Origin of the sequence: Saccharibacillus qingshengii, assembly GCF_013185195.1 — a bacterium.
Classification (GTDB): Bacteria; Bacillota; Bacilli; order Paenibacillales; family Paenibacillaceae; genus Saccharibacillus; species Saccharibacillus qingshengii.
The window spans coordinates 138,072-159,177 of the sequence record NZ_JAAZWC010000011.1; the positions used below are offsets into that span (position 1 = coordinate 138,072).

The 21,106-nt window shown below is 60.1% G+C and carries 16 protein-coding genes; 15 read left to right on the forward strand and 1 reads right to left on the reverse strand.

Annotated elements, in window-relative coordinates:
- The first annotated feature begins 72 nt into the window (after nucleotides 1-72).
- The 7 genes from HRQ60_RS11835 to HRQ60_RS11865 all read left to right on the forward strand — a co-directional run bounded on the left by HRQ60_RS11835 (nucleotide 73) and on the right by HRQ60_RS11865 (nucleotide 12,256).
- Nucleotides 73-2,361, forward strand: a complete 2,289-nt coding sequence (locus tag HRQ60_RS11835; RefSeq protein ID WP_172196024.1) for a carbohydrate-binding domain-containing protein — start codon at nucleotides 73-75, stop codon at nucleotides 2,359-2,361.
- 296 nt (nucleotides 2,362-2,657) lie between these two features.
- On the forward strand, nucleotides 2,658-4,097 hold the full coding sequence (locus HRQ60_RS11840) for an SWIM zinc finger family protein (RefSeq protein WP_172196025.1): 1,440 nt from the start codon (nucleotides 2,658-2,660) through the stop codon (nucleotides 4,095-4,097).
- 64 nt (nucleotides 4,098-4,161) lie between these two features.
- A complete protein-coding gene (locus HRQ60_RS11845) occupies nucleotides 4,162-6,000 on the forward strand; it encodes a HEAT repeat domain-containing protein (protein ID WP_172196026.1) in 1,839 nt (612 codons plus the stop codon).
- Between the two features lie 133 nt (nucleotides 6,001-6,133).
- The gene (locus HRQ60_RS11850; protein WP_172196027.1) at nucleotides 6,134-7,237 is read left to right on the forward strand and encodes an AAA family ATPase; all 1,104 of its coding nucleotides are present in this window, start codon (nucleotides 6,134-6,136) and stop codon (nucleotides 7,235-7,237) included.
- Entirely contained in the window at nucleotides 7,234-9,675 is a 2,442-nt protein-coding gene (locus HRQ60_RS11855; protein ID WP_172196028.1) for a DUF5682 family protein, read from the forward strand. Before HRQ60_RS11850 ends, HRQ60_RS11855 begins: the two co-directional genes overlap by 4 nt.
- Nucleotide 9,676: 1 nt before the next feature.
- Entirely contained in the window at nucleotides 9,677-10,999 is a 1,323-nt protein-coding gene (locus HRQ60_RS11860; RefSeq protein ID WP_246281283.1) for a VWA domain-containing protein, read from the forward strand.
- 12 nt (nucleotides 11,000-11,011) lie between these two features.
- Nucleotides 11,012-12,256: a leucine-rich repeat domain-containing protein gene (locus tag HRQ60_RS11865; RefSeq protein WP_172196029.1), complete on the forward strand. Its 1,245-nt coding sequence runs from the start codon at nucleotides 11,012-11,014 to the stop codon at nucleotides 12,254-12,256.
- A gap of 91 nt (nucleotides 12,257-12,347) precedes the next feature.
- On the opposite strand, the gene HRQ60_RS11870 is transcribed toward HRQ60_RS11865, so the two are convergent.
- Complete coding sequence (locus HRQ60_RS11870) at nucleotides 12,348-13,250, reverse strand: YegS/Rv2252/BmrU family lipid kinase (protein ID WP_172196030.1); 903 nt, start codon at nucleotides 13,248-13,250, stop codon at nucleotides 12,348-12,350.
- Between the two features lie 148 nt (nucleotides 13,251-13,398).
- On the opposite strand from HRQ60_RS11870, the gene HRQ60_RS11875 reads away from it, so the two are divergent.
- From HRQ60_RS11875 to HRQ60_RS11910, 8 genes are all read left to right on the forward strand, one after another.
- Complete coding sequence (locus HRQ60_RS11875; RefSeq protein ID WP_246281285.1) at nucleotides 13,399-14,649, forward strand: Zn-dependent hydrolase; 1,251 nt, start codon at nucleotides 13,399-13,401, stop codon at nucleotides 14,647-14,649.
- Between the two features lie 123 nt (nucleotides 14,650-14,772).
- Nucleotides 14,773-15,117 carry a zinc ribbon domain-containing protein YjdM gene (locus tag HRQ60_RS11880; RefSeq protein WP_172196031.1) on the forward strand — a complete coding sequence of 115 codons (345 nt, stop codon included), beginning with the start codon at nucleotides 14,773-14,775 and terminating at the stop codon, nucleotides 15,115-15,117.
- Nucleotides 15,118-15,355: 238 nt separating this feature from the next.
- Nucleotides 15,356-16,273, forward strand: a complete 918-nt coding sequence (locus HRQ60_RS11885) for a pentapeptide repeat-containing protein (protein WP_172196055.1) — start codon at nucleotides 15,356-15,358, stop codon at nucleotides 16,271-16,273.
- Between the two features lie 46 nt (nucleotides 16,274-16,319).
- Complete coding sequence (locus tag HRQ60_RS11890; RefSeq protein WP_172196032.1) at nucleotides 16,320-16,751, forward strand: GNAT family N-acetyltransferase; 432 nt, start codon at nucleotides 16,320-16,322, stop codon at nucleotides 16,749-16,751.
- Nucleotides 16,752-16,805: 54 nt separating this feature from the next.
- Nucleotides 16,806-17,780: an aldo/keto reductase gene (locus HRQ60_RS11895; protein ID WP_172196033.1), complete on the forward strand. Its 975-nt coding sequence runs from the start codon at nucleotides 16,806-16,808 to the stop codon at nucleotides 17,778-17,780.
- A 237-nt stretch (nucleotides 17,781-18,017) separates the two neighbouring features.
- Nucleotides 18,018-19,205 carry a glycosyltransferase family 4 protein gene (locus HRQ60_RS11900; protein ID WP_172196034.1) on the forward strand — a complete coding sequence of 396 codons (1,188 nt, stop codon included), beginning with the start codon at nucleotides 18,018-18,020 and terminating at the stop codon, nucleotides 19,203-19,205.
- 77 nt (nucleotides 19,206-19,282) lie between these two features.
- A complete protein-coding gene (locus tag HRQ60_RS11905; protein ID WP_172196035.1) occupies nucleotides 19,283-19,882 on the forward strand; it encodes a TVP38/TMEM64 family protein in 600 nt (199 codons plus the stop codon).
- A gap of 25 nt (nucleotides 19,883-19,907) precedes the next feature.
- A complete protein-coding gene (locus HRQ60_RS11910) occupies nucleotides 19,908-20,951 on the forward strand; it encodes an LTA glycolipid anchor biosynthesis glycosyltransferase, IagA/BgsA family (RefSeq protein WP_172196036.1) in 1,044 nt (347 codons plus the stop codon).
- Nucleotides 20,952-21,106: the final 155 nt, after the last annotated feature.

Sequence of the window (21,106 nt, forward strand, 5' to 3'; positions counted from 1 at the left end):
TAAGGGCAGAACCAAGAACGCTTGGATCTGCACCCTGATCACCCAACCTCAACCCGAAGGGAACGATTATAGATGAAAAAAACAACCAAGCTCGAGAAAACGAAAAAGTTTCAGGCGAAAAAACGGACAGGCCTCGTGATATTCCTCGGTGCCATGCTGACCTTGTCGGCGTGCAGTTCGGCGGCCGACACGGCGCAGACGGCGGCAGCGAATACCGCGGAGGCAGCTTCGGGGACACAAACGAGCGTATCGACGACCGCGGAGGCGGCCGCGGTCTCGGCCAAACTGAGCGGATTGACGGCAGCCGGCCTCGTCACGCTCGGCGATGAAAACTATTTAACGGAAGCTTCCGCCGATGCCACGACGATTACGCTGGCCGGCACGGACGCTTCGATCGACGGAGCGGGCGCCGAAGCGGCAAACGGATCGGTAACGATCACCGCGGCCGGCACCTACGTCCTGAACGGCAAGCTGAGCGACGGTCAGATCATTGTCGATACGGCGGACGCCGAATCGGTGCACTTGATCCTAAGCGGAGTCGATCTGACGGATCAAGACAGCGCTCCGATCTACGTCAAATCCGCCGAGAAAGTCATCTTGACCCTTGCCGAAGGCACGGCCAATACGGTCACGGACGGTGCGGCCTATACGCTGAACGCGGACGAAGAGCCAAGTGCGGCCATTTTCAGCAAAGCCGATCTGACGATCAACGGCACCGGCAGCCTGACCGTAACCGCCAATTACAAAGACGGCATTGCGAGCAAAGACGCCCTTAATGTCGTAAGCGGCACGATCGACATCAAAGCGGCGGACGACGGAATGGTCGGCAAAGACCGCGTGTATATCGAAGGCGGCACGATCGGAATCGATGCGGCCGGCGACGGCATCAAGTCGACCAACGACGAAGACGCGGAAAAAGGCTTTGTAGCGATCCAGGGCGGCACGTTCGAGATCACAGCGGGCAATGACGGTATTCAAGGAGAGACGGATGTCGCCTTGGACGGTGGAGAGTTCCGGATTTCGGCCGGCGGCGGTTCGGAGAACGGACCGGAACATACCGAAGAAATGGGCGGCGGATTCGGCGGGGGAAGCGGCTTCGGCGGCGGACAGCGCCCGGAAGGCGGCATGCGCGGTCCGGGCGGAACCGGCGATCCCGGCACGGGACAGGGGCCGGCTGTAGACGGCAGCGGCGCGGCTTCGGGCACCAAGGCGGATGAAGCGGCGGGCGGTCCTCCGGCGCTGCCGGACGGCGCACAGCCGGAAGAAGGAGGAACGCCTCCGGCCATGCCGGGCAGCGCATCCGATTCTGCGTCCTCGACAGATACGGCGGCCGAGACCGAGTCGGACAGTATGAAAGGCATCAAAGCCGGCGTCACGCTGACGGTCAACGGCGGAACGTTCGTCATCGACTCGGCGGACGACGCGCTGCACAGCAACGGCGATACCGAAATCGCAGGCGGCGACCTGCAAATCTCGACGGGCGACGATGCGCTGCACGGCGAGACCAACCTGATCGTCGCAGCCGGAACGATTGATATCAAGACCAGCTACGAAGGACTCGAAGCGCAGAATATTACGATCGACGGCGGCGACATCCAGGTGGTGTCGAGCGACGACGGCGTGAATGCTTCCGAAGCTTCGGCGGCAGCCGGCACCGCGGTTTCCTCGGAAACACCGGCAGAAACAGCCGCGGCAGGCCGCGCAGCGGACGACGCTGCTTCGGCAACGGCCGTCACCGCTTCGGCTTCCGCGGATACCGAAGCTTCGGTTGCAGCAGCCGCCGCATCGGCAGCGGCGGCCGACACGGCGGCACGCGGCGGATTCGGCGGCGGTGGAGGCATGGGCGCGGGCAGTGCCCTGCTGACGATCAACGGCGGTACGCTCACGGTCGATGCGGGAGGCGACGGCCTGGATGCCAACGGTTCGATCGTCATGACCGGCGGCACGGTCACCGTCAACGGCCCGACAGGCAGCGGCAACGGAACGCTCGATTACGACGGCACTTTCGAGATCGGCGGCGGCACGCTCAATGCGGCCGGAAGCGCGGGGATGGCGCAGGCTCCGAGCGAAGAGTCGGCGCAGCTCTCGATCGCGATGACGTTCTCCGAGACGCAGGCGGCCGGTACGCGGGTCGACCTGACGGACAGCGCAGGCGTTACGGTCGCGACGATGACGCCTGCCAAAGAGTTCGGCGTGGTGGTGTTCAGTTCGCCGGATCTGAAAGACGGCGGAACGTACACCGTGTCGGCCGGAGGCAGCGAGGTCGTGACGGTGACCCTTTCCGGCAGCATGGCGACCTGGCTGAACGAAACCGGGATCACGACGGAGAGCACCGGCGGAATGGGCGGAGGCAGACGATAAACAGGCAAGGCGGCAGTCTCGAACAAGCCGGACGAACAGCGGTTAACGCCGCTTTCGTCCGGCTTTTTGCCGCAGAAAAAAGCGAAGTGCGGAAGCCGGCTGCCGCACTGCGTTTGTAATCGCAGGGGAACCGTGTTATATTCTTAAAAAAACAGAACAAATGTTCGGATTGGCACAAAAATCCTGTTGGGGCGAAAGGCCAGGGTCCAAAGTCCGGTGCCGCATGCCCGAGTGAGATTTGCGCGGGAATCACGTATAATGCTAACCAATCACAGATTAGCGAGGAGGCGCTTGATTTGCTGCAACTGACTGCATCCCATATCGATTCGCTCGCTCCGAACGCGGCCGCGGCCAAGAACGGTCGGGGGCTCGTCCAGAAGAACAAGTTCGTCAAGCTTAACGTGTCCGAGGAAGGGGACCTGCTGTTCGGCGAATGTGCCGGCAGCGGCAAGTCCAATTACGTGTGTTCCGTCGATTTCCTGACTCCGGACAATCCGGTATCCCGCTGCAGCTGCCCAAGCCGGCAGTTCCCGTGCAAGCATGCACTGGGTCTTATGTATGCGTATGCAGACGGTCTGAAGTTCGAACAGTCGACCGTGCCGGAAGAGATTTCGTCCAAGCGCGAGAAGGCGGAGAAACGCGAGGAGAACAAAGCCAAGCGCGAGAGCGGCGAACTTCCGCCGGCCAAGCCGAAGAAGGTCAACAAAGCGGCGCTCAAGAAGAAGATCGCCCAGCAGCTCGAAGCGCTGGACGAACTCGAGAAGCTCACCGTGTCGCTGGTGCGGGGAGGACTGGGTACCGCCAACGCGCGGACGGCCAAGGATCTGAACGATCACGCGAAAAGGCTCGGCAGCAGCTATCTGACCGGAGCGGAGAACGAGCTTCGCCGGTTGGCCCTGCTGCTTGAGCAGGAAGATCGCGAGAGCGGTTATACATATGCGGCCGAGCAGCTGACGCTGCTGAACGCTTTTATCAAGAAGGGTCGCACCTACCTGCAGGCCAAGCAGGAAGACCCCGAACTCTCGCCCGATACGGAATCGACAATCGAGGAATGGCTCGGCCATGCCTGGCAGCTGTCCGAACTGAAGGAAGCGGGGCGGGTAAGCGAGAACGTCGAGCTGCTGCAGCTGGCGTTCTACAGCTATCGCGACGAAGCCCGCAAAGAGTTCGTCGATACCGGATTCTGGCTGGAACTAGGCGAAGGCCGGGTTCACCGCACGGTTCAGTATCGGCCGTTCAAAGCGGTCAAGTTCATGAAGGAAGAAGACAGCTTCTTCAGCGTGGCGCAGATTGCCGAGCTGTACCGGTATCCGGGCGGCCTGAATGCCCGGGTGCGCTTCGAAGGCATGCTGCCGCGGCAGACCGCTTCCGGCGATTTCGAATCGGTTCGTTCCGCCGCTTCGGCGTCGATCGCGGAGGCGGTCAAGTCCGTCAAGAACCAGCTCAAGGACCCGCTGGCCGACCGTGCGCCGGTGGTGCTGCTGAAGGCATCCCGAATCGCCCAGACGGACAGCGGAACTTTCGCGCTGGTCGACGAAACGGGTGCTGCGCTGGAACTCGGCGATATTTACCGGCTTCCCCAGCCGACGACCCCGCTGCTGTCGCTGGTCGATCCGGCGCTGCTGGAAGAAGGACTGGTACTGGCCATGTTTGAACACCGGATGGACACGGGAAGATTGGCTGCACAGCCGTTGACGCTGATCAAGGACGGCCGGATCACCCGGCTGCTGTACTGATCGCAGAAGCGATACGAGGCCCGGATTCCGGGACGAAATTGAACAGAAACGGGAGGAGAAGCCAATGAGTACGACTTTGCTGCAGGAACTCCAGGGCGAACTGCGCCGCCTCTATATCGCGGGCAGCGACCTGGCGGCGGACGATTTCCGCCTGAAACGGATCGAACCCAAGTTTGCCCAGCTCGGAGAACGCGCGCCGGTGTTCAAGAAGCTGGCCGAAGGCATCGCGGAACTGACGGGACCGTCCGAAGCGGAAGCCAGAGCTTCCAAGCTTCAGGACGTCTCGCTGCTGCTGAATTCGGTGCTGTCGACACAAGGAGCCACCGCTGTGGAAGGTCTGAAGGAAGAGAAGCTTCAAGAAAGCGGACTGACCGACCTGACGACGGCCCATTCGTACCGGCAGCTGGCCGAAGTGCAGAATGCGCTGTCCACCTCGGGCGGCGGACGCTACGAGATTGTAACGACAGCGCATCGGGACGGATTGTTCCGCGATCTGCGTCTGTTCCCGTTCGCGATGAAGGCGTTGAACGATCCCTACGCGGAACTGGCCGATTACGCCGTCCGTTATATCCTGCCGTCCTACGGCCCGGTCATTGTGCCTTACCTGCTGGCAGGGCTGGATATTCAGGGAGGCCGCGAGCAGGAGCGACGGCTGGAAGTGATCCGGAAGCTGGGCGTCGATGCCGAGGATGCCCGGACCTTGAACCTGCTGGTCAAAGCGGCCGAGGAAGGCTCGGACAAAGTGCGGGCCGCGGCCATCGCCTGCCTGGGATCGCATCCGGATTTCGAAGACCGTCTGATCGAATGGTCGCTGGACAAGAAAAAGCCGGTGCGCGAAGGCGCCTTGGCGGCACTGGCCGTACGCAATTCCGAAGCCGCGCGCGACCGGCTCTACGAAGCGTTTACCGGCAAGGATGCGATGCCGGCCGCCGAAGCGGTCGGAGCCGCCCCGGCCGCAGAGATGCTCGAGCGGTTGATTCCGCTCTACGCGGAGAAGCTGCGCCAGGAATATACAGGGGAAGAAGATCGCAAGAGCAAGGACAAGCTGTGGAGCGAACTGGAGCCGTTCACGGTCGCTTTCCGTTATGCGAAGCATCCGGAGCTTGCGCGGCTGTATCTGGATCTCGGTGCGAACCAGTCCGATTATCCTGCGCTGGGACGCCTGGATTATGCCGAAAGATTCCGTACGCTGAGCCAGGCCGCCGGTTACCTGAAGGAATCCGATACCGAAGAAGCGCTTGAAGTGCTGTACGCCCTGGAAGAGCAAAGTCCCGATTTCCTGCCTTATGCTTTCCATGCGACCAAGAGCCGGCGTTCGCCTGCCGAACTGTACGACCGGTATGCCGGTTCGGGCCGGGGTCTTCTGCGCACGGCCGTATCGAAGAAAGCCCAGGCGGTCCAGAAGAAGCTGATCGAGACGCTGCACGGAGAAATCCATGTCTACGAAAATTATGTTCGCCGTCGCCTTCCGCAGGAGACCATCGAAACGCAGTGGGATCCCCGCTGGCTGGATTGGGTCATCGACCGGAACGATCTCGAACTGGTCTCCGGCCTGGCGGCCCCGGGACATCCGAAGCTGCTGCCTTACCTGAAGAAACAAATCGAGAATACGAGCAACAGTTATTACGAGCATTATATTTTCATTGCGCTTGATGCGGGCGGCTATGACGAAGAGACCAAGTACGAACTGCTGATGAGCTGGATGGAAAACAAAGACTGGAAAAAAGTCTACAGCATCTACCACGGGGAAACGGAGCGTCTGACCCAGATCCCGGCCCGTTTTGCCGCGGGGGCCGCAGACCGTCTGGAACCGCTGATCGTACATATGCGGTTCGAGAATCTCAAGGAAACGATGCAGGAAGTCGTTCATTCGCTCCGGAAGAAAGCCGCTTCGGACGAATAATTCCGCAGCTTCCTCTTGTCACACGAACGGCGCGTCCGCCCGGCGGTACCGAAGAATCGGCCGTGCGGGCGGACAAACCGGCTTCATTTTCGAGTTGTCGCACCCATCTTGCAATCGAGAGGAGAATGAACGAATGGCAGCAGCAAAAAAGCAAGAGCAGGAGGCTATGCGCCTGCCGGCGGAAGTTCTGTACCAGCAGGAGCTTGAGGCGTTGAAAAAAGAAGACAAAGGGGCAGTTCCGCCCGGCTGGCAGATGTCGCCGCGCGCCGTACTGACGTTTATTACCGGAGGCAAAGCCGGCAAACTGGACATCACGCCCAAATACATAGGCAATAAACGGTTGGTCGAGATGGCGATTGCCACGCTCGTAACCGACCGGGCGCTGATGCTGATCGGCGAGCCGGGCACCGCCAAATCCTGGCTGTCCGAGAATTTGACGGCCGCGGTCAGCGGCAATTCGGGTCTTGTCGTGCAGGGCACGGCCGGCACAAGCGAAGAACAGGTTCGGTATTCGTGGAACTATGCCATGCTGCTGGCGAACGGTCCGACGCAGGAAGCGCTGGTGCGCAGTCCGATCATGCGGGCAATGGAAGGCGGCAGCGTAGCCCGCTTCGAAGAAATCTCGCGCTGCGCGTCGGAAGTGCAGGATGCGCTGATCTCGATCCTGTCGGAGAAAACGGTGTCCGTACCGGAACTCGGCAGCGAAACGAGCGCCCGCAAAGGCTTCTCGATTATCGCGACGGCCAATACGCGCGACCGCGGCGTCAACGAAATGTCCGCGGCCCTCAAGCGGCGCTTCAATATCATCGTGCTGCCCGCGCCGTCCGATCTGGAGACGGAGCTGTCGATCGTCAAGAAGCGGGTAAGCGAGATCGCTGCTTCGTATCAGCTTCAAGCCTCGCCTCCCGCCGACGAAGCGCTGCTCAAAGTGGTGACCATCTTCCGCGAGCTGCGCAGCGGCATGACGCTCGACCGCAAAGAGAAGCTCAAGTCGCCGAACGGCGTGATATCGACAGCGGAAGCCATTTCGCTGCTGACCAACAGCATGGCGCTGGCCGCAAGTTTCGGCAGCGGGGACATGACCGACGAGGATCTCGCCGCAGGCCTGCAGGGAGCGATCGTCAAAGACGACGACAAAGACAAGCTGGTCTGGAAAGAATACCTGGACAACGTCATGAAGAAACGGGGATCGGAGTGGCGCGGACTGTATCAGGCGTGCAGGGAGATGAACGAGTGAATACCGCGTCCGACGTCCGGATCTCCGTGTTTGGCGTCCGGCACCTCTCCCCCGGCGGTGCCCGCCATCTGCTCCAGTATCTGGACCGCGTCAAACCTACGGCGGTCCTGATCGAAGGTCCGTCCGACGCTACGTCCCTCATTCGCGATCTGGTCCAGCCTTCGACGGTTCCTCCGGTTGCGGTACTGGCTTTCACGGATGAAATGCCGGTACGAACAGCGCTCTGGCCGTTCGCCATTTATTCGCCCGAGCTGCAGGCCATGCGTTGGTCTGCCAAGAACGGCGCGCTGTGCGAAATGATCGATCTGCCTTCCGGCGCGGCACTGGCGCTTCAGGATCTGCGGCACCGAAGCGCCGTAGAACGCGCGGAGCGCCGTGCGAAGGAGGAAGCGGAACGTTCCGAATCCCCGGAAACCGAAGGTTCCGGGCAGCCCGATCTTCCGGGCGGTCTGCCGTCTTCCGGTGCGCCTGCGGCCTTGGAGGCGGAAGGCGTGGAAGAACAGGAAGCCGGAGCCGCCGGCCGTTCGCTCTATGAACGGATCGCCGAGATGGCGGACGAGCACGACTACGAGACGTACTGGGAGCGTCATTACGAGCATAATGCCAATCCCGATACGTACCGCGACTCGATTCTGGCCTTTTCGGCCGAAATGCGCGCCCTCGGCGAAGATCGCGAACGATCCGAGCAGCCGCAGGAACACGCCTATAACCATGTGCGCGAAGCGTATATGCGGCGGCAGATTCTCAAAGCAATCGAAGCCGGACACGATCCCGCGAAGATCGTGGTGGTCTGCGGCGCTTACCATGCAGCGGCACTGGAAGAACCCGCGGCCGGCGCGATGAGTGACGAGGAACTTGCGGCGATGCCTATTCGCAGCGCCAAGCTCACGCTGATGCCGTATTCGTACTATCGGCTGTCCAGCCTGTCGGGTTACGGGGCGGGCAACAACGCTCCGCATTATTATCAGCTGATGTGGGAAGCGATGGAGGCCGGACGGCCGGACGAACTGCCCCGGCTGTATCTGTCGACGGCGGCCCGGAATCTGCGCGCCGCCGGTACGCATCGTTCGACCGCCGAGGTCATCGAGGCAGTCCGCTTGGCCGAAGGGCTGGCTTCGCTGCACGGAGGCAGTGCGCCGACGCTGCAGGAGCTGCGCGACTCGGCGCAAACCCTGCTGGGGCGCGGAGAATTGTCGGTCGTGGCCGAAGCGTTGGCCCGGGTCGATATCGGGACGCAGATCGGCAGCCTGGCCGAAGGCGTCAGCCAGACGCCTCTGCAAGACGACTTGAACCGCGAATTGAAACGGCTCAAGCTGACCAAGTACAAGACTGCGGTCGCGGCGGATCTCTCGCTCGATCTGCGCGAGAATCGGCGCGTTTCTTCGCAGGAAGCCGCATTCCTCGACTTGAACCGATCTTTCTTGTTCCATCGTCTGGAACTGTTGGAGATTCCGTTTGTCCGTTCCAGGCCGGCTGCTTCGGACCGGGCCGTCTGGGCCGAAGACTGGATCATCCAGTGGACGCCGGAAGCCGAGATCCGGGTCGTCGAGTCCACCCTGCTCGGCGAGACGATCGAGATCGCCTGCGCCTACCGGCTGCGGGAACGGCTCGAAGCCTGCACCTCGATCTCCGAAGCTTCCAAGCTGATCGAAGTTTCCGTCCGCTGCGGCATGACCGCGCAGATGGAAGACGGCCGCCGCGTGCTTCAAAGTCTGGCCGCGGACAGCCGCGATGTGGCGCAGATCGCCGCCGCGGCTTCCCGCTTGTCGGGCATTATCGCCTACGGCGATGTCCGGCGTGCGGACACCCGGCCGCTTGTTCCGCTGATGGAACAGCTGTTCTACCGCGGCTGCCTGTATCTGGTCGATGCCGCGAACTGCAGCGACGAAGCGGCTTACGGCATGGTGTCGGCCATAAGCGACCTGAACCGGATCGCTCAGGAACATGACGATGCGGTCGACGTGCCGCTCTGGTCGGCCGAACTGAACAGTCTGTCCGAACGCGATGACCGCAATCCGAAGCTGTCCGGCTTTGCCTGCGCACTGCTGCTTGAGCGGGGCGAGATGGATACGGAGCAGTGCGCCGCGGAAGTCTCGCGCCGGCTGTCGCCCGGTATTCCGTCCGAACTCGGCGCGGGGTGGTTTGAAGGATTGTCCATGCGCAACCGCTACGCCCTGCTGTCGCGGATGAGCCTGTGGCAGCAGTTGAACGGGTATATCCATTCGTTGGACGATGAAGAGTTCAAGCGGGCACTCGTGTTCCTGCGGCGGGCATTCAGCTCATTCTCGGCGCATGAAAAGACGATGATCGCCGAGATGCTGGGCGAGCTGTGGGGGGTCAACACGGAACAGACCGCAGAGATTCTGACCGGGGAACTGAAGGAGGAAGAGGACAAGATGCTGGATGAATTGAACGATTTCGACTTTGGGGACTTTTGATATGGTGAATAACACGACGAATTCGATGAACAACCCTGACGATCCGATCGAAGAACAAAACGCAGCGGGCACGGGAGAATCGGCATCGCCTTCGGGCAGCCCGGCCGAACATTCCGTTTCGCGCTGGCGTCTGATTCTCGGCGAAGCGGCCCAGAAACAGTTGGAAGGCATGAGCGGGGCGGGAGGACTGCACCTCACCGAAGAAGAAGCGATCATGGATGCCGCGCTTGCGGCGATCTACGACGATACGACGGAAGGCGCCTCCCCGGCCGGCGGCGGTTCGGGCAGCGGCACAGGCGGCGGCTCCGGCGGACGTACGGCAGGCAGAGGGCGGGGGTCCGTCAATCTGTCCCGCTGGCTGGGCGACGTACGCAGCCTGTTCTCGGAAGACGTCGTCTCGATCATCCAGAACGATGCGATCGAGCGGCGCGGCTGGAAGCAGTTGCTGTTCGAGCCGGAGCTGCTGGCTTCGGTGAAACCGGATATCCAGATGGTGGGCACGCTCATGGCGCTCAAAGGCAAGATTCCCGAGAAAACCAAAGACACGGCCCGGATGCTGGTCAAAGCGGTCGTGGACGAGCTGATGGCCCGAATGAAAGAAGACATGCAGCGTGCCGTCACCGGTGCGCTGAACAAGCGGCAGCATACGCCGCTGCCTTCGCTCAGCGGTCTGGACTGGAAGCGGACGATCCAGCGCAATCTCAAGCATTACAATGTCGAACGCAAGATTCTGATTCCCGAACGGTTCTATTATTTCGATCGGGCGCGCCGCAGCAAGGAGTGGACGGTCATTCTCGATATCGACCAGAGCGGTTCGATGGCCGATTCGGTCATCTGGGCTTCGGTGACGGGCGCGATCTTCGCCAGTATGCCGGCACTGGATACGCGCGTCGTCGTATTTGATACGGAAGTGGTCGACCTGACCGAGCAGTGCGTCGACGATCCCGTCGATATGCTGTTCGGCATCCAGCTCGGCGGCGGAACCGATATCAACAAATCGGTCGCCTACTGCGAGAACTTTATCGAAGATCCGAAGAAGACGCTGTTCATCATGGTCACCGACCTGTACGAAGGAGGCAACCAGTCGGCGCTGGTACGCCGGATGCGCGAGATGCGAGAATCCGGCGTGCGCACGCTCTGTTTGCTGGCACTCTCCGACAGCGGCCGCCCGTTCTACGATGAGCGCCTGGCGAAGCAGCTGTCCCGGGACGGCACACCCTGCTTCGCGTGCACGCCGGGCATGCTGCCGGAACTCGTGGCGGGTGCGCTGCAGGGACAGGACATGACTGCACTGGCACAGAAACTGACGGCGAACAAAGGCTGAGGAGGGATGGAGATGGAGCAGCCGCCCCAAATCGACATCCGGCGTCCGCTCCCCGAAGATTCGGTTTTAGTCGGCCGGGTGGCGAGCGCTGCCGATTACGACCAATCGAAGCGGGCTCTTCTTAACGAAGCGGATGCGTATATCGGGAAGTACCGCCAATATGCTTTTTTTCATGAGCCGGATTCGCCGCAAGAACTGGAATCGCTTAAAATCATGCAGCCGCGCCTCATCTCCACTTATGAGCCGCTGCGGGAATTCCCCGGGCTGCAGCGTTTGGAGTTCGGTACGACCGATTCGAAAATGACCGTTCCGGATCTGTCGGGTCTCGAAGCGGCGTCCGATCTGCGTCACCTCAGTTTTGTCTCCAAGACGACAGTGAAGCACGGGATCGAAGCGATCGCCGGCTTGAGCCGGCTCGAGACGCTGCATCTGACGTATCTGGTGCAGGCGTTTCCGAAGGAGCTGCTGTCTGCCCTGCATCGCGTACGGGAGCTGAGTCTGTCGCGCTTCAATTACGAGAGCCCGTCCGCGCTGCCTCCCGCATTGGAGAAACTGCAGCTTCGTTTCGACGACCTGGTATCCGTTCCTGACTACGAGCCGGCTCCGACGGTCCGCGAGCTTCAGCTTGGCGCGCAGACCTGCCGGCTTGCGGATCTCGGTTCGCTGCACGTGTTTCCGAACGTCGAGAAGGTACTGTTGATATCACCCAAGAAGCTGACCGACCTGTCCCATGCAGCCGAACTTTCCCGGCTGCGGGTGTTTGATGCCAATTTCTGCGTGGCTTCGGATCTCGGCGGCTTCCATGAGCATCCCGCGATCGAAGAGCTTAGGCTGCGGGGATCGGGCATCACCACCTTAAAAGAGATGGGCGTCTGTCCGATGCTGAAAACTCTCTACGTGGAGAAATCCAAGCTGGCTTCGATCGAAGGTGTGGGCGAACAGTTCCCGCTGCTTGAGCTGCTGTGGATCTGGGGCACGAAAGTCAAAGATCTTCGTCCGCTTCAAGGCATGTATCGTTTGAGAAATCTCGATGTTACTTTGTTGAAGCCCAAAGACTGGGATTTCCTGCCGACGCTTACCGGGCTTGAGCGGCTCGATCTCTCCAAGACCTCTTTCGCCGATCCAAGCCTGCTGCTGAATCTGCCGGCGCTCAAATGGGTGCGGTTATCCGGAAGCCAAGCCGAACCGGGAACGAAAGCGTGGTTGGAACTGGAGCAGATGATGCAAGATCGCGGGGGAGAACTGGTCTATCGCTAACGATTTTTTCGGTAGAAGACACAACAAAAGGCGACCTTGGCGGCCGCCTTTTGTTGTGTTCAATATTTCCGTTCTGCTCAATTCAATCCGTTCAGGCGGTCTCCGAATCTTCCGGAACGACAACCTGCACATGCGAAGGCAGGATATGCAGCTCGATCGGCAGGGCCGGTCCCGGCTCGCCGTCGACGTTGGTCTTGACCGGCTGGGAAGACGAGACGCTTACCCGCTTGGTCGTGAAGTATTCCACATCTTTGTGGCCTTTGAGATTGCCGAGCAGGAGAGATACCCCGGCGGTCAGCGTATTGAAAATGTTCAGATCGTGCAGGATAAAACAGTGCAGCAGTCCGTCGTCTACGGAAGCGTCGGGTGCCAGATTCTCAAAGCCTCCGACCGAGTTGGTGAGTGCGGCGATAAAGATCGGCGCATCGCCTTCCCAGGTGCCGCCGTCATGCGTGATCGTCAGCGGCGAAGTCGAACTGCCCAGCAGTTCTTTGGCCCCCTGCTTGAAATACGCGAGTGCGCCAAGCTTGGACTTCTCTTCCGAAGTGACGGAAGACAACGCATCGGCGAGCGAACCGGCAGCGACCACATTGGCAAACAGCTGATCGTTGACGCGTGCCATATCGACACGGCGCAGACGCGTCGAGCTCAGCGTATGGATCGCCTGATCGGGATCGAGCGGAATATTCAGCGCCCGGGCAAAATCGTTGACGGTTCCGAGCGGAATCACGCCGAGCTTCGGCCGGTGCGGCTGGTCGAGCAGCCCGTTGATCGTCTCGTGCAGAGTGCCGTCTCCGCCGACCGACACCACCAGGTCGAACTTGTCCTGACACGCGGACACACAGAATTTGGTCGCATCGAGTTCCTGGGTCGTTTCTTTGATCACGACGTCGTATCCGGCTTCGTCGCGCAGTGCATCTTCGACTTTACGGACGTATTCCAGCGCCTTCTCTTTGCCTGAAGACGGATTCATTATAATCATGGCCTGCTTCACGAAGAGGCTCCCCCGTTCTGGTTGGAATATGCTTGCTACTTTTCTTTACCCAGAAAATGCAGGGAGCGTCTCTTTTTTTGCAGAGAAGGCTGTACAATAGACCGGATAGAAATGATAAAAAAAGCGGCAGGAACGGAGGAAGGTTGAAATGAGCGAAAAAATGGGGTACACGGATGACCTGCGGCAGCGAATCGAACGGCATATCGAAGCGATCGGCGAATTTACGTCGACTCCCGGACAGGGAACGACCCGCCTGACGTACAGCGAGCAGGATCTTCAGGCGCGCGAGTACATCAAGCGAGTGATGACCGAATACGGACTAGAGGTGCGAGAAGACGGCTTCGGCAATATTTTCGGCCGATTGGAAGGTACGATCGAAGGGGCGCCGAGGGTTCTGATCGGGTCGCATTTCGATTCGGTGCCAAACGGCGGCTCGTACGACGGTCCGGCGGGCGTGGTCGCAGGACTTGAAGTCGCCCGGCTGTTTCGGGAGAACGGACTGACGCCCAAGTACCCGCTCGAAGCGGTGGCGATGATCGAAGAGGAAGGCGGGCGGTTTATCGGAGGACTGCTCGGTTCGCGCGCCATGCTGGGCGTAATCTCCCAAGAGGAGTTTGCCCAGACGATAGACAAGGACGGGATCACGACGGTCGAAGCGATGCGCGCGATCGGACTGGATCCGTCTCTGCCCGGCAAACGGGAGAAAGAAAGTATCAAAGCCTTCTTGGAGCTGCACATCGAGCAGGGGCCGATCCTTGAGGAAGAAGGTATTCCGATCGGTATCGTTCAGGCGATTGTCGGTCTGACCCAGATTCAGGTCACCGTACGCGGCAGTGCCGGCCATGCCGGGACGATGCCGATGGAGCGGCGCGCCGATGCGCTGGTGGCCGCTTCGAAGATCGTGGCGCAGCTGCCGGAGCTAGCGAAGGAGCAGGGGAACGGGACGGTCGCGACGGTCGGCCGACTGAACGTTTTTCCGAACGGAGCGAACGTGATCCCGGACCGCGTCGTCTTTACCGCCGATCTGCGTGCGGGACGCGAAGAAGACGTGCTGGGCATACTCGATAAAGCAGAGACGCTGGCGCGTTCTGCGGCGGGGGATGGCATCGAGATCGACGTCGAACGCCAGCTGTACATCAAGCCCAAGCGGATGAGCAGCCAAGTGCGGGACCTACTGGAGCAAAGCAGCGGCGCGCTGGGAATCGAATCTCGCCCGCTGAACAGCGGAGCGGGGCACGATGCGATGATCTTTTCCGATTTTACCGAGGTCGGCATGCTGTTTATCCCGAGCCGCGGCGGACTCAGCCATTGTCCGGAAGAATGGTCGGATCCTGCGGATATTGCGCGTGCCGTAGACATTTTCTATGAAGCCGCCAAAACGTTGACCGAAGCCGAGTAAGCGGAGACAAGCGTCTACCGACATCGAAATGTCGAAGGATTGTCGGCTGCACGACTTGTGAAGCGGCCTGCGAATATGGCACCATGAAGAGAACGAATGCGATGGAAACGAGGAATGAAACCCATGAATGAACTGCCTAACTGCCCGGCCTGCAATTCCGAATACACATACGAGGACGGCAATCTGCTCGTCTGTCCGGAATGTGCGCACGAATGGACGCCGGGAGCGGAAAAGCCGGACGGCGCGGCCGACACGAAGATCGTGCGCGACGCCAACGGCAACGAACTCAAAGACGGCGATTCCGTGACCGTAATCAAAGACCTCAAAGTCAAAGGAAGTTCGTCCGTGCTGAAGATCGGGACGAAGGTCAAGAATATCCGCCTGGTCGACGGCGACCACGATATCGACTGCAAGATCGACGGATTCGGCGCGATGAAACTGAAGTCGGAATTCGTACGCAAAGCCTGATTGGCTGCGCCGCAGCCCACTGGAAGAGAAGAAAGACCTTCGAAACGGATCACGATGACTGGTCGATGCTGGAATCGAAAAAGCTTGCTGGGCGAATTGTCGCCCGGCAGGCTTTTTTGTTCCCGTTCCCGACAAAAGGTTTGTGGTTGCGGCGGCGGTTGTTTTAAGATAGAGGACGAACGTTTCCAGGTATCGAAAGTTGGGCAAACGAAAAGTTTGGAGGATTTTACGGATGAAGATGGATTCGACAGATCATAGAAACGGTCCGGGTGACTTCCGTCAGTCGTTCCGGGGAGATTGCGAGAACTGCTTCGGTCTCTGCTGTGCGGCGCTGCCGTTCGCGGTTTCGGTCGACTTTGCGATCGACAAAGCGGCAGGCGAACCGTGCCGCAACCTGCGGGAAGACTTCCGCTGCGGCATTCATACGAAGCTGCGAAGCAGCGGATTCCGGGGCTGCACGGTCTACGACTGCTTCGGTGCGGGCCAGAAAGTCTCGCAGCAGACCTACGGCGGGGTCAGCTGGCGCGAGCGTCCGGAGACGGCGCGCGCCATGTTCGAAGTGCTGCCGATCGTCTGGCAGCTTCACGAGCTGATGCTGTACCTGACGGAGCTGCTTGGCCGCCCTGCGGCCTCGAAGCTCCATCCGCAGCTGGGTGAGAAGCTCGCGGAGATCGAGCGTCTTACCCGGCTTGAACCCGACGCTCTCATGCAGTTGAGCGTCTCCGTGCAGCGCGCGGAAGTGAACGGGCTGCTGCTCGAAGGCAGCGAGCTCGTTCGGGCCGAAGCGCTGCGGCGCCGGGCATCGCGCGGCGAAGAGCCGGCGCGCGGGCGTCAGAACCCGCGCGGGGGCAAAGGCGGCCGCAAGGGCCGCAAACCGGCCATCGGCCGCGGCGCGGACCTGGTGGGCGCCGATCTGCGCGGCGAGGATCTGCGCGGTGCGAACCTGCGCGGCGCTTACCTGATCGCCGCCAATCTGGGCGGCGTGGATCTGCGCGAAGCGGACCTGATCGGCGCCGATTTCCGCGATGCCGATCTGCGGGGCGCCAATCTGACCGGCGCCTTGTTCCTGACGCAGGTGCAGGTGAACGCGGCCCGCGGGGACGCGTCGACCCTGCTTCCGCCGGGATTGGAGCGCCCGGGACATTGGGCGAACTGACTGCGGTCGGGCAGAATCCCGGTCTGGCACAAGGAGGCAAAGAGAGATGAATTTGCTTACATTGCGGCAGGCGGCTGCGTCCGATGCGGACCGGCTTGCCGAGCTGCGCGCAGAAGCGCTGTTCGAATCCCTGAATCGTCTGGGGCGCTACGACGAACAGGGAGTGCGGGAACGATTCCGGCGCTCTTTTATACCGGAGTATACCCGCATCGTGGAGGAGGGCGGCCGTTTTGCCGGCTGCATCGCGCTTAAGCCGGATTCCGGCGGCTATCTGCTGGAACATTTCTATCTGCATGCCGACTTCCGCGGAAGCGGCCTCGGCACGCGGGTGCTGCGTCGGGTGCTGGGCGAAGCGAAGAACGAAACCGTGCGTCTGAATGTGCTGCAGGGCAGTCCGGCCCGCCGTTTGTACGAACGTTTTGGCTTCGTCACCGACAGTGAAGACGGAATTGACGTCTATATGAGATTAAGTCCTTAAAGTTCTGCCCCGAACTTGAACGTTCGGCTATCCGGTATCGGGAGGAAGATGACCATGAAGCATAATCGACTCGGCCGCAGCGGTCTGTACGTCTCGGAACTCGGTCTCGGCACCAACGCTTTCGGCAAGCGCGCCGACGAAGAGACGTCGATCCGGGTGATCCACGCGGCGATGGACGGCGGCATCGACTTTATCGATACCGCCAATATCTACGCAGGCACGGAATCGGAACGCATCATCGGCAGAGCGCTGGAAGGCCGGCGCGACCGGGCTATACTGACGACCAAAGCGGGCCTGCCGCGCGGCGAAGGCCCCAACGAGCGGGGTTCGTCCCGCCGCCACCTGCAGAAGGAGCTGGAGAGCAGTCTGAAGCGGTTGAAGACCGATTATGTCGATCTGTACCAGATCCATACGTTTGACCCTTATACGCCGCTTGAAGAGACGCTGCGCACGCTCGACGATTTTGTTTCTTCGGGCAAAGTCCGTTATGTAGGCGCTTCGAATTATACGGCCTGGGAATTTATGAAAGCGCTCGGGATCAGTGAACGGGAAGGTTTCGTTCGGTATATCTCGAGCCAGACCAGCTATTCGCTCGCGGACCGTACGCCGGAACGCGAATTGATTCCGATGTGTCTGGATCAGGAGATCGGGCTTATTCCGTATTTCCCGCTGGCGGGAGGCATTCTGAGCGGCAAATACGGCAGCGGCGGGTCGGCTCCCGAAGGTTCGCGCGCCGAGACCGATCCGAACTTCAACCGGTTTATGAACGACAGCTATCTGGAACTGGGCCGGCGGGTCGGCGAATGGGCGGCGGAAGCCGGTACGACCCCAAGCGCGCTGTCGCTGGCCTGGCTGATGCGCCGCCCTGCGGTCTCTACGGTAATCGCCGGAGCCACGAATCCGCAGCAGGTGGAAGCGAATCTGGCGAGTACAACGTTCGAAGCGGATGCGGAACTGTTCGCGAAGCTGGACGAGATCAGCGAGCCGTTCCGCCGGGGCGAACCGTTTGCGGTGTATCGGCTGAGCTGAGCTTTTTGCAGACGCGCCAAGAATAGACCGGAGCATAAGCTTCGGTCTTTTTCTGCTGCCTCGCAGGGGGAAAGGGGGCTGCGCACGTTAATAAGAAAAGAAAATGACGATCTCCGAATATGTTAACAATTGTTTAGGATTGTTTAATCAGGAATTCGAATGTATTTTAAATAGAGAAGATATAATCATAAATGGCATTCCCAACGGTCAAAATTCTATCGAAATCGAGGGACGGGTATGAAAATTTTGATTACGACCGAATGCTACCGACCGATCATCAATGGAGTTGTCACCTCTGTGGTCAATCTGCAAAGCGAGTTGGAGAAGAACGGGCATGAAGTTCGCATTCTGACCCTTTCGCCGGACGCGCATTCGTTTGTGCAGGAAGATATTACTTATATCGGCTCCGTCAAGGCGCTGTATCCGGGGGTCCGCACCGCACTGCGCGTGCACCGCCGTGAGCTGCAGGATCTGCTGGATTGGAAACCGGACGTCATTCATTCGCAGTGCGAATTCAGTACGTTCCGCATGGCCAGATACATAGCGGGAAAGCTGAAAATCCCGATCGTTCATACGTACCATACGGTTTACGAAGATTACACGCATTACTTCTCGCCGAGCCGCACCTGGGGGCGGGCCGCCGTTGCCCTGTTTACCCGCAGTACGCTCAAGCATGTGCAGAGTGTGGTGGCGCCTACGCAAAAAGTCCGCAGCCTGCTTGAGGGATACGGCGTACCGGGCGATATTCATGTCGTGCCGACCGGCGTCGATCTGAGTCAATTCCAGGCGGAACTGTCTGCGGAACGTCGCTTGGTTCTTAGAGAAAGCTTCGGACTGTCCGAAAAAGATCATGTGCTGGTTTCGGTCGGAAGGCTGGCGAAGGAGAAAAACCTCGAAGAGATTTTGCGGTTTGTCTCGCAGTGCCGCCAGCCCCATCTCAAACTGCTGGTGGTCGGAGACGGGCCGAACCGCCAGGCGCTGGAACGGTATGCCAAAGAACTGGATCTGCAGGATCGCGTGGTCTTCGCGGGGATGGTTCAACCGGAGCGGATCGCGGATTACTACAAGTTGGGCGATCTGTTCGTCAGCGCGTCGAACAGCGAGACGCAGGGGTTGACCTATATCGAAGCGATGGCTTCGGGCGTGCCCGTGCTGTGCCGCCGCGACGACTGCCTGAGCGGCGTGGTCGACAGCGGCGTCAACGGCTGGCAGTACGATACGTTCGAGCAGTTCGAAGAATCGCTGACGGCGGCTCTTCATCAAGAAGGTCTGCTCGAGGAATTGGGCGAGAATGCCCGCAAGCTTGCCCTGGAACGTTACTCGTCCTCGGCATTCGGGACGAGTGCGGAACAAATCTACGTTCGGGCCACCGCCCTATACCGGCCCGAGACCAGCCGGCCGTTTATCATGGCTGCGATCAAGTAGCCGGTTTCCGCTTGACGGCATGACGGATAAGCTGCATGTGCAACGCATTCCTTATTTACAGATCGGAGGGATTGGCCTTGAAGTCTTTCTCGATGCGCTATATGATGAACGCCACGACCGCTGCCGGATTGGCTGCTTGTGCAGCCTGCATCGTTTACGGTTTCTATACGGGGATCTTCACTTCCCAAGCTTCGCTGGAAGGGTTTCTCGCGGGGTTTGGCGTGTGGGCGCCGCTGATCTTCGTTGTATTCCAGGCCGTGCAGGTAATCATTCCGATTCTGCCCGGCGGGATCGGCTGCGTAGGCGGCATCCTGATCTTCGGGCCGCTGGCCGGATTTTTCTATAACTATATCGGCATCTGCCTGGGTTCGCTGGCCGCGTTCCTGCTTGCGAGAAGATACGGCCGCCCTATTCTGGACAGCATGTTCAGTCCGAAGCTGCAAGCCAAATACAAACACTGGACGGAAGGCCGCCGCTTCAACAATCTGTTTGCCGTAGGCATCTTCATGCCGGTCGCGCCGGACGATTTCCTGTGCTACCTGGCGGGAACGACGAAGATGACGCTGCGCCGCTTTACGACGATTATCCTGCTCGGCAAACCGCTTGCGATCGCCGCTTACAGCTTTGGTCTGAGCGCGGCGATTACCTGGGCGGCGAAGCTGTTCGGCATCGCTTGAATGTGAAGAAGGGAAGGAAACAAATATGAAAATCCTGCTGTATGCCGGATCGCTGGACACGGTAAGCCGAAGCGGAGTCGGCGAGGCAGTGCGCCACCAGCGCGAAGCGCTGGAGAGGCTCGGCATCGATTACACGATGAACGAGCAAGAGGACTACGATCTTGTGCATCTGAACACCATTTTCCCCGATTCCCTGCGGATGGCGAAAAGAGCGAAACGAAAAGGCAAAAAAGTCGTCTATCATGCGCATTCGACCATGGAAGACTTTCGCAATTCCTTCCGGGGTTCGAACCTGGCGGCACCGCTGTTCAAACGTTGGATCATGCGCTGTTACCGCAGTGCCGATCTGCTCATTACACCGACGGAATACGCCAAAGGACTGATCCAAAACTACGGGGTGACCAATCCGATCGTCAGTTTGTCGAACGGGGTGGACAGCGCGTTTTTTGCGCCGGATCCAGAAGCCGGACGCCGTTTCCGCCTTAAGCACGGTCTAGGCGAAGAGGCGAAAGTCGTGCTGTCGGTCGGACATTATATCGAGCGCAAAGGCGTGCTGGATTTCGTGGAGCTGGCCCGGCGGATGCCGGATCATCAATTCTACTGGTTCGGCTATACGCCGCTGTACATGGTGCCGCCGAAGATTCGCGAAGCGGTGGAAACGAAGCTGCCGAACCTGCATTTTCCCGGCTACGTGAACCGGGAAGAACTGCGCGACGCCTACTGCGGCAGCAATCTGTTTCTGTTCGCGACCCACGAAGAGACGGAAGGCATCGTGCTGCTGGAAGCTCTGGCTGCGGAAATCCCCGTGCTGGTGCGCGACCTGCCGATCTACGCCGAGTGGCTGGAAGACGGAGGAACCGTCTACAAGGCGCGTGATCTGGACGCGTTCGAGCGGGGCATCCGGGGGATTGCGGGGCATACGCTGCCGGATCTTACCGCCAACGGCCGGAAATTGGCGTTGGGGCTCGATCTGGATGCGGTCGGCCGGCGCCTGGTCGAATTATACGAGATTGCCTTACATAGCGGACCGGTCAAGCCGCAGGCGAAGATCCTGCACCCGGAATTGTAGACGTTCTCCGGGACTCGGCTTCCTTCCTTACAAACCAAGCGCATAAGCGGGTCGTAACCTGCAAACGCCAAAAAACCTGCCGCCGCCCGGCTGTGTATCTTCGGATACGCAGCCGGGACGGACGGGCAGGTTTTTTGATATTCGGATACAGCCGC